The organism is Bartonella sp. AP40SXNS, from assembly GCF_042195825.1.
GTDB lineage: Bacteria > Pseudomonadota > Alphaproteobacteria > Rhizobiales > Rhizobiaceae > Bartonella.
Window position 1 is genome coordinate 18,074 of sequence record NZ_JBHIPB010000017.1, and the last position, 9,361, is coordinate 27,434.

Annotated in this window: 8 protein-coding genes and 2 pseudogenes; 5 read left to right on the plus strand and 5 right to left on the minus strand. The window is 37.3% G+C overall.

Annotation, left to right across the window (positions count from 1 at the left end; translation table 11 throughout):
* Positions 1-701: 701 nt before the first annotated feature.
* Positions 702-1,443, plus strand: a pseudogene (locus tag ACFILZ_RS08630) (tetratricopeptide repeat protein).
* Between the two features lie 138 nt (positions 1,444-1,581).
* Here ACFILZ_RS08630 and ACFILZ_RS08635 read toward each other — a convergent pair.
* From ACFILZ_RS08635 to xth, 5 genes are all read right to left on the minus strand, one after another.
* Entirely contained in the window at positions 1,582-2,328 is a 747-nt protein-coding gene (locus tag ACFILZ_RS08635) for an amino acid ABC transporter ATP-binding protein (protein ID WP_273791447.1), read from the minus strand.
* Positions 2,329-2,339: 11 nt separating this feature from the next.
* Positions 2,340-3,056 carry an amino acid ABC transporter permease gene (locus ACFILZ_RS08640; RefSeq protein WP_375607440.1) on the minus strand — a complete coding sequence of 239 codons (717 nt, stop codon included), beginning with the start codon at positions 3,054-3,056 and terminating at the stop codon, positions 2,340-2,342.
* A gap of 2 nt (positions 3,057-3,058) precedes the next feature.
* The gene (locus tag ACFILZ_RS08645; protein ID WP_375610896.1) at positions 3,059-3,811 is read right to left on the minus strand and encodes an amino acid ABC transporter permease; all 753 of its coding nucleotides are present in this window, start codon (positions 3,809-3,811) and stop codon (positions 3,059-3,061) included.
* A gap of 141 nt (positions 3,812-3,952) precedes the next feature.
* The gene (locus ACFILZ_RS08650) at positions 3,953-4,858 is read right to left on the minus strand and encodes a transporter substrate-binding domain-containing protein (RefSeq protein ID WP_375607438.1); all 906 of its coding nucleotides are present in this window, start codon (positions 4,856-4,858) and stop codon (positions 3,953-3,955) included.
* Between the two features lie 125 nt (positions 4,859-4,983).
* Complete coding sequence (gene xth / locus ACFILZ_RS08655) at positions 4,984-5,766, minus strand: exodeoxyribonuclease III (protein WP_375610897.1); 783 nt, start codon at positions 5,764-5,766, stop codon at positions 4,984-4,986.
* 487 nt (positions 5,767-6,253) lie between these two features.
* Here xth and rpsL point away from each other — a divergent pair, with 487 nt between their 5' ends.
* The 4 genes and pseudogenes from rpsL to ACFILZ_RS08675 form a co-directional block, all read left to right on the plus strand.
* Positions 6,254-6,625 carry a 30S ribosomal protein S12 gene (gene rpsL / locus ACFILZ_RS08660; protein WP_005773262.1) on the plus strand — a complete coding sequence of 124 codons (372 nt, stop codon included), beginning with the start codon at positions 6,254-6,256 and terminating at the stop codon, positions 6,623-6,625.
* Positions 6,626-6,643: 18 nt separating this feature from the next.
* Entirely contained in the window at positions 6,644-7,114 is a 471-nt protein-coding gene (rpsG, locus tag ACFILZ_RS08665; protein ID WP_015856589.1) for a 30S ribosomal protein S7, read from the plus strand.
* A gap of 24 nt (positions 7,115-7,138) precedes the next feature.
* Complete coding sequence (gene fusA, locus ACFILZ_RS08670) at positions 7,139-9,223, plus strand: elongation factor G (protein WP_375607436.1); 2,085 nt, start codon at positions 7,139-7,141, stop codon at positions 9,221-9,223.
* A gap of 62 nt (positions 9,224-9,285) precedes the next feature.
* Positions 9,286-9,361 (plus strand): annotated as a pseudogene (locus tag ACFILZ_RS08675) (elongation factor Tu); the annotation flags it as partial.

The window sequence follows — 9,361 nt, forward strand, 5'->3', positions numbered from 1 at the left end:
AGGGACTCATTCAAAGTGCAAAAAGGTAAATTATCATTATAAATCAATTTCTTGCTTTATTATTATAAAATATCATCATTTAGAGTAGCAATATAAGGTATGTAAAATTACACATGTGGTATTTTTTTGTATGTAGTGGTGAGTATTCTAAGGTAGAACTTGTGTGTAAAGTATGAACTAACCCCATGTGAAATGATGTCAGGTGCAATCTGTTAAACAAAAAGCTGTATTGTTTATAGATTGGCAGAGACAAAAAACTTCATCTTTAAGGTGGTAAGGCAGTTGTAAAGTTATAAGTTAACTATCATCATTATATTTATCCATCTTTCGTATTGTTTTTTATACTTAAACGCTTGCCATTCATCATGTATTCTCTTCGTTCTCAAGTTGCGGTTTAATGCACGTTATTCTATTGAACGATTTTTGCTCATACGTATAAAATTTTAAGATCAATAAATCCTAGAATGTTAAAGGGTGTGTTACAAAATATAGAATGATGATTTATATTTAAAAATCAATTTGTTATATATAAAAATTGATACTTAATTTTATCGAACATTTTGGATGGTTTTTATCTATTTGTTTTTTCTTTTAAAATTTTTACTTTAAAATTGCGTATGCTTCTTACTAAGAAAAAGAGTTTAAATATCTACAAAGAAATTTGTAACAGATATAACAATTAAAATTGAGATAGGGGGGGAATGGTTAATAGGTTTCAGATATGGAAAAAAGTCACGATTGTTGTGATTTTAGGGGGATTCTTTTCGACTGTTTGTGTAATAGATGTCAATAGCTTGCAAGAAGCGAATGGTGGTTCGTTTTATTTTTTTTAACGTATAGAAATGGGCATATAAATCAGGCTATTCCAGCACTCCGTTGTGCTGCTAAGAGGGGCCATATCGGTGCGAATTGGAAACTTGGCTACATCTATGCAAAGGGTGATGGTGTTCCTAAAGATGATTACAAGACATATCATTTTTTTGCATATATCTTTGAAAAAGGTACAGATCTTGGTTCAGAAGATGAAAGTTATGTTTCTGATGCATTGGTTAAACTTGCAGGATATATAAAAAAGGTATTCCTCAATCACCTATGAAACCTGATCCTTCTTATACTGTTTGTCTTTATATGCAGTCTGCGGTAAACCTATGGAAATCCTAAAGCTCAGTATCATTTAGGAAAAATATTTTTAAAGGGAGAGGGAAGGGAGAAAAATCCTTTACAAGCCACGATGGTTTAAACTCTCAGCAAAAAAAAGGAAATCCTTCTGTTCAAACAATGCTTGGAAATATACTGCTTAAAGAAGGAAAAATTGTCCGTGGGGCAGCAATTTTAACTGCTGCCTATAAAAAAGCTAATGTAAAAGACAAAAATTTGATTCACCCTTTGCAAGAAGAGGCTTTTGCTCTTTGTAATGAATCTGAGAGACGTACAGCAATTTGACTGGTTGCTGAGATTTTAAAGAATAACAGTTTTTAAACATCTTATTGTAATATTTTTACACTCTCTCATATTATATTAAACTCTATTTTCTTGTATACAAGTTCATAATAAAGATAGCTTTTTTTGATAATCTAACGGCTAATGACTTAGGATCTTAGACAAAAATTCTTGCGTTCTCGGTTTTCTTGCTTGCGGATCAGAAAAGAACTCTTTAGATGAACAGTCTTCAAGAATTGTTCCTTGATCTATGAAAATAACACGCTCCGAGACTTTTTGTGCAAATCCCATTTCATGGGTTACACAAATCATCGTCATACCTTCTTCTGCTAAGCTAATCATGACATCGAGTACTTCACCTACCATTTCAGGATCTAGAGCAGATGTTGGTTCATCAAAAAGCATGACAAGTGGATCCATAGTTAAGGCACGTGCAATAGCAACCCGTTGTTGTTGCCCTCCAGAAAGTTGACCAGGATATTTATCTTTGTGTTCAATGAGTCCAACGCGTTCAAGATATAACAATCCACGTTCAAGTGCTTCTTTTTTGCTTCGTTTTAGGACTTTGATTTGTGCAATTGTCAAATTTTCTGTGACAGATAAATGGGGGAAAAGCTCGAAGTGTTGAAATACCATTCCTACCTGACTTCGCAATTTAGGCAGATTCGTTTTTTTTGAATGAACAGGTATTCCATTAATCCAAATTTCACCTTTTTGAAAAGGGACGAGAGCGTTAATAGTTTTAATGAGTGTTGACTTTCCTGAGCCTGATGGACCACAAACGACAACGACTTCTCCTTTATTAATGTTGGTTGTACAGTTTTTAAGGACTTTAATTTCGCCATACCAATTAGAAACATTTTTTATTTCGATCATATGAGTAGACATTTTTTTTCCTGTTAGCGAATAATGGATACTTTTTTTTGTAAATACAAAACTATTTGTGACAGTGTAAAACAGATAACAAAATAGAAAATAGCTGCTAAGATATAAGCTTCTTGCTTTACACCAAAATTATTAGCAGCAATATCAAAACCATTCAAAAGGCTATGACCACTGATGGCATAAACAAGGGTTGTATCCTGAAAAAGGATAATAACTTGTGTTAAAAAGACTGGAAGCATATCTCTAAAGGCTTGAGGAAGAATGACAATGTACATACTTTGCCAATATGTCATTCCAAGAGCTTGTCCTGCATATTTTTGTCCTTGCGGAACTGAATTGATTCCAGCACGCATAATCTCAGCAAAATAAGCCGTTTCAAATGCGGTAAAGGTAATGAGTGCTGATTTATTTGCACCGATGGATATACCGGTTAAAAAAGGCAGAAGCACGAAAAACCATAAGATAACCATCACAAGGGGTATTGAACGCATAGCTGTTATGTAACTGATTGCAAACCAAGAAAGAAGTTTTATGGAAGAAAGGCGCATCATTGCTAAAAGCGTACCGAAAACAAATCCCAACACCGTTGCAAAAAGAGTTAGAAAAACGCTAAAGAGTAAACCTGATAAAATGTAAGAACGAAATACATCAAAGGTAAAAAAGGAAAAATCAAAGTCGGAAAAATTGAAAGGAGAATAAAATCCAAACTGAGAGCTTATGAAATTCATCATATTCAATTTCCCTTTGTTTGAAAATTAGGAATTTTGAGTATTTGTTCAATGACTGTCATCACAATGAATACAAATAAGGCTATTAGAATATAAAGAGCCGTAACAAGTAAATAATTTTCGTAAACATGGCTTACCTCTTCAATTGCTTGGTATTGAAATTGCATGAGCTCATTTATTGAAACGGCGAATGCTATAGACGAATTTTTCACAATCCCCATTGCTTCTGAAGTAAGAGGTGGCATAATTGCACGTATAGCACGTGGTAGAATAATATAGCGATAACTTTGATAAGTTGTAAACCCCATTGCCATAGCAGCATAGCGTTGTCCAGAAGGAATCGCTTCAATGCCTGAACGAACCTGTTCAGCAATGCGTGCAGATGTAAAGAATCCCAATGCGCATGTTATTAAGAGAATGGGGGAAAATTTTGTCGCTGGTGGATAAATCTTCGGAACAACAAAATACCACAAAAACACTTGTACAAGGAGGGGAATATTACGCATAATCTCTACCCAAATAGTACCGATAGTGCGAAATATATAATTGATTATGGATGTTTTGGGTAAAGTGCGCATTGTTCCTATAATAACACCACACAATACAGCTAATATAAGTGAAGTGATAGACAATATAACCGTATTTTTAAAGCCATCGAGAAGTGTATCTAAATAGGTATGGCTCACGCCGGGAGTCCCCAAGCATCCTGTTACCAATGTTTGAGTAAGGTCATCTCTACAAAGGAAAGAAAAGTCCATTAATTGATATTCCCTCAAATTAGTCATTCACAAATAGGGCAATAAACCAAGCATATCTACATAGGCCAAATTTATTAAAAAGTGAATTAAAATATAAACCACACTCAATTTCAAAAGAGTGTGGTTCTTCTTTATTAGATTCTATAAATCTTTTTCTGCGTAGCTTTCTCGAGGCTTATTATTTGGGTGATCCCAAGCATATCTTGTTTGTTTTGATAAGGGAAGGTTCATAACAGTGTTAGCAGGTGGGATCGGTTTCATAAACCACTTATTATAAAGCTTTTCCAGTGATTCATCTTTAATCTGACGTACGATACTATCGTTGATTGTTTGTTCAAATTTTTTGTCATGTAATCTGAGCATACAGGCAATAGGTTCGACTGAAAGTACAGTATCAAGAATGACATAATCAGATGGATTCTTTGATTTAGCAATATGTCCAGCAAGAATTGAAGCGTCCATGACAAAAGCATCTGCCTTACCAGATTCTAATAATAAAAAACTATCTCCGTGATCTTTCCCCTTTAAAACCTTAAACTGAATGTTTTTTGCACGTTTATTTTTACGAATAAGTTGAACAGATGTTGTACCGGTGGTCGTTGCAACTGTTTTCCCCTTTAAATCCTCAAGAGATTTAATGTTAGAGTTTTTCTTTACAGCAATCCGAACCTCTTCAATGTATGTCGTATAAGCAAATGCTGCTTCTTTACTGCGAGCAATATCATTTGTTGTTGAGCCGCACTCAAAATCATAGGTTTTATTTTTTAAGAGAGGAATTCTATTTTGAGAAGTGATGGGAAGATAATGAATTTTAATTGGTTTACCAATTTTTTTTGAGATATCATCAATGATCCGTTCTGCCATTTCTGTATGAAAACCTACATATTTATTATTACCAAGGGCGTAGGCTAAACCAGATGATTCACGGACACCTAAAGTAATTTCCCCTGTTCGTTTTATTTTTTCAAGCGTATCATGTTCAGCATGTGCGACACTTGTAAATCCAATGGCCGTTGCTGCAATAAGCATTAACAATGATTTCTTCATTTATGTCCTCCATTCATTTATTTTTTATTTTAGGTACTTAAAATATACTGTTTATATGCTGTAGCATAGTTATTATTTTTGAGTGGAATTTTTTTGTTGTCTCATGAAATGAGGATTGTACTTTCTTAATTGATATTAAGGTGAATCCAAACAGGAACGTGGTCGGATGGTTTTTGATATCCCCTTACTTCTGTTTGACTATGAGCGCAAATTAATTGATCAACAGCTTCTGGTGATAATAATAAATGATCAATGCGAATCCCATTATTTTTAGGCCAAGCACCCGCCTGAAAATCCCAAAAACTGAAGGAGGGAGTATCGGTGACATTCCGGATAGCATCATAAAAACCTAAATGAAGAATACATTGGAATGCTTTTCTTGTTTCTCGAAGAAATAAGGCGTCTTGATACCATTCTTGAGGTTTTTTTGCATCTAATGGAGTGGGGATGACATTATAATCACCTGCTAGAATAAGAGGTTCTTCATACGCAAGTAATGATTTTGCATGTGTATATAATCTTTCCATCCATTCTATCTTATAGGAATATTTTTCACTCTCAATAGGATTCCCATTTGGCAAATAGAGAGATGCAACACGAACAACACCTTTGTTTGTTGAATAAACAGCTTCAATGTAACGTGTTTGTTTATCATTATCATTGCCTGGTAATCGACGGATCACTTCATCTGGTGTTTTTTTAGAGAGAATCGCAACGCCATTAAAACTTTTTTGTCCGTGTGTTTCTATATGGTAACCTAAATTTTCAATTGTATCGCGTGGAAAATTTTCATCAATACTTTTAATTTCCTGTAAACAGACTATGTCCGGTTGGCTTTGCTGCAGCCATTGACATAATGTTTCATGTCGCGCTTTTATTCCAGCAATATTCCACGTTGCTATTTTCATGGTGCTCATCATTAGATATCAAATATGCAATTCAATTTACTGCATTTATGTTTTACTACAGTCACATCTTTTTTGTTTATAGGGGATATTACTATGGTAAATTAATTTATCAAGAGTAGCGGTAAAAGCAAATTTAAAGCTTTAAAATTTAATTTATTTTCATTTTTAAAAAACTTTCTGCTGTTTAGTTCTTGACGAATGTACGTGTTCTCGCTATTAGGAATGAACATAACCGATGTGGATGTAATCAGGTGTTTTGGATATGAGCCGGAAAATTATTCACAGGTGTTAAGAAGATTAAAAGCAAATGCTAGTGCAAAAGGCTATTGCCTTCTCTGCTTATGGTCGGGTGAACTGTTTTGTGCAGGTGTGCCCGATTTTGTGTGTAGACTTAGATATCTGTTCCGATTTTGTTGGGGTGGATGGAAATTAAGATAGAAAAGCCCGATTGGGTGAGACGAATGTAGATCGAAAAGAGGAAGGTTGCATGCCTACCGTAAACCAGTTGATTCGCAAGCCGCGTGTAGCGCCAGTTAAACGTAATAAGGTTCCTGCTCTGCAGTCGAATCCGCAGAAGCGTGGTGTTTGTACGCGTGTTTATACGACAACACCGAAGAAACCTAATTCTGCTCTTCGTAAAGTTGCTAAAATTCGCTTGACGAATGGATTCGAGGTGATTGGTTATATTCCTGGAGAGGGACATAATCTTCAAGAGCACTCTGTTGTAATGATTCGTGGTGGTCGTGTGAAAGATTTGCCAGGAGTTCGTTATCACATTATTCGTGGTTTGCTTGATACGCAGGGTGTCAAGAATCGTAAACAGCGTCGTTCAAAGTATGGCGCAAAGCGTCCAAAATAATATTGAGAGACAAAGCCAATGTCCCGTCGTCATAGAGCAGAAAAGCGTGAGATTAATCCAGATCCAAAATTTGGTGATTTGGTTATTATGAAATTTATGAATGCCATTATGTTTGATGGTAAAAAATCAGTTGCAGAGCGTATTGTTTATGGTGCGCTTGATTCTGTAGAAAAAAGAGTAAAAACAGATCCTGTGGCTCTATTTCATCGAGCTTTAGAGAATGTTGCTCCTCACATTGAGGTTCGTTCACGCCGTGTTGGTGGCGCTACTTATCAAGTTCCGATTGATGTTCGTCCTGATCGTCGTCAGGCTCTTGCTATTCGTTGGTTGATTGCGGCGGCACGTGGTCGAAATGAAACGACGATGATTGAGCGTTTATCTGGTGAATTGATGGATGCGGCTAATAATCGTGGTTCTGCCGTGAAAAAGCGTGAAGATGTTCATCGTATGGCTGAAGCTAATCGTGCTTTTTCTCACTATCGCTGGTAGAAGTTTTAAACTAAGGCAAATATAATGGCTCGCGAATATAAAATTGAAGATTATCGTAATTTTGGTATTATGGCGCATATTGATGCCGGTAAGACTACGATGACTGAACGTATTCTGTTCTATACCGGTAAGAATCATAAAATTGGCGAGACCCATGATGGTGCTTCTACAATGGATTGGATGGAGCAGGAGCAGGAGCGCGGTATTACGATTACGTCTGCTGCGACAACGACGTTTTGGGAAGGGCAGGACGGTCGGAAGCGTCGCTTTAATATTATTGATACGCCAGGGCACGTTGATTTTACGATTGAAGTTGAGCGCTCTTTGCGTGTTCTTGATGGCGCAATAGCCTTGTTGGATGCAAATGCTGGTGTGGAGCCTCAGACGGAAACTGTTTGGCGGCAAGCTGAAAAATATCGTGTGCCTCGTATGGTTTTTGTTAATAAAATGGACAAAATAGGAGCTGATTTCTATCGTAGTGTGGAGATGGTTGGCTCTCGGTTGGGTGCTAAAGCGCTTGTTTTGCAGTTGCCGATTGGTGCTGAAAATGACTTTGAAGGTGTTGTTGATCTTGTAGAAATGAAGGCTTTAAAGTGGGATGGTTCTATTGGTGCCTCGGCGGTAATAAGTGAAATTCCCTCTGATTTAAAGGAGAAAGCTGAAGAATATCGCGAGAAATTGATTGAGATGGCCGTGGAGGTTGATGAAGCTGCGACAGAGGCTTATTTGGAAGGTGTTATGCCAACCAATGAGCAACTTGTTTCTCTCATTCGTCGGGGGACAGTAGAAGTTCAATTTCATCCGGTTCTTTGTGGTACGGCTTTTAAAAACAAGGGGGTGCAGCCACTTTTGGATGCTGTTGTTTCCTATCTTCCTTCTCCAATTGATATCCCGGCGATTAAGGGTATTGATGTAAAGACTGAGGCTGAGACGACACGCGAATCTTCTGATGATGCTCCGCTATCTATGCTTGCTTTTAAAATTATGAATGATCCTTTTGTTGGTTCGTTGACGTTCTGTCGTATTTATTCTGGTAAAGTTCAGAAGGGTATTTCTCTTGAGAATACTGTGAAGAAGAAGAAGGAACGTTTGGGGCGTATGCTTCAAATGCATTCAAATTCTCGTGAGGATATTGAAGAGGCATTTGCTGGTGATATTGTTGCTCTTGCAGGGCTTAAGGAGACGACAACGGGTGATACTCTTTGCGATCCTTTGAAGCCTGTTATTTTGGAGCGGATGGAATTTCCTGAACCCGTTATTGAGATTGCAATTGAACCGAAAACAAAAGCAGATCAAGAAAAAATGGGGATTGCTCTTAATCGTTTAGCGGCGGAAGATCCCTCGTTTCGTGTTAAATCGGATGAAGAATCAGGTCAAACTATTATAGCTGGAATGGGTGAACTTCATCTTGACATTATTGTCGACCGTATGCGGCGCGAGTTTAAAGTTGAAGCAAATGTTGGGCAGCCTCAAGTTGCTTATCGTGAGTCAATTACTAAAATGGCGGAAATTGATTATACGCATAAGAAACAATCGGGTGGTGCCGGTCAATTTGCTCGTGTGAAAATTGTTTTTGAGCCTCATGATGGTGATGATTTTATTTTTGAGTCAAAGATTGTTGGTGGTGCTGTTCCTAAAGAATATATTCCTGGTGTCCAAAAAGGGATTGAGAGTGTTATGGGGTCAGGTCCTCTTGCGGGCTTTCCTATGCTTGGTGTAAAAGCGACTCTCATTGATGGTGGCTATCACGATGTTGATTCTTCGGTTTTGGCTTTTGAGATTGCTGCTCGTGCGGCTTTTCGTGATGGGGCAAAGAAGGCTGGTGCACAGCTTCTTGAACCGATCATGAAGGTGGAAGTTGTTACACCAGATGATTATGTTGGTGATGTTATTGGTGATCTCAATTCTCGTCGGGGACAGATTTCAGGAACTGAAGCACGCGGCATTGCAACGGTTGTGAATGCAATGGTTCCTTTAGCAAATATGTTTGGTTATGTGAATACTCTTCGCTCTATGAGTCAGGGGCGTGCGCAGTATACAATGCAGTTTGATCATTACGAGCCTGTACCTTCGGCTGTTGCTTTGGAGATTCAAAAGAAATACGCGTAATTTCAGGTTGGTAATTAATTTTTAACTTAGTCCTTGGTTTGGACGGAAAATGGAGAGCTCAAATGGCGAAGAGCAAGTTTGAACGAACAAAACCGCATGTTAATATTGGTACGATTGGTCACGTTGATCATGGGAAGA

Excerpts from the sequence above, each read along its gene's own strand:
- ACFILZ_RS08635 (WP_273791447.1), bottom strand. The coding sequence starts at position 2,328 with ATGTCTACTCATATGATCGAAATAAAAAATGTTTCTAATTGGTATGGC.
- ACFILZ_RS08640 (WP_375607440.1), bottom strand. The coding sequence starts at position 3,056 with ATGATGAATTTCATAAGCTCTCAGTTTGGATTTTATTCTCCTTTCAAT.
- ACFILZ_RS08645 (WP_375610896.1), bottom strand. The coding sequence starts at position 3,811 with ATGGACTTTTCTTTCCTTTGTAGAGATGACCTTACTCAAACATTGGTA.
- ACFILZ_RS08650 (WP_375607438.1), bottom strand. The coding sequence starts at position 4,858 with ATGAAGAAATCATTGTTAATGCTTATTGCAGCAACGGCCATTGGATTT.
- xth (WP_375610897.1), bottom strand. The coding sequence starts at position 5,766 with ATGAAAATAGCAACGTGGAATATTGCTGGAATAAAAGCGCGACATGAA.
- rpsL (WP_005773262.1), top strand. The coding sequence starts at position 6,254 with ATGCCTACCGTAAACCAGTTGATTCGCAAGCCGCGTGTAGCGCCAGTT.
- rpsG (WP_015856589.1), top strand. The coding sequence starts at position 6,644 with ATGTCCCGTCGTCATAGAGCAGAAAAGCGTGAGATTAATCCAGATCCA.
- fusA (WP_375607436.1), top strand. The coding sequence starts at position 7,139 with ATGGCTCGCGAATATAAAATTGAAGATTATCGTAATTTTGGTATTATG.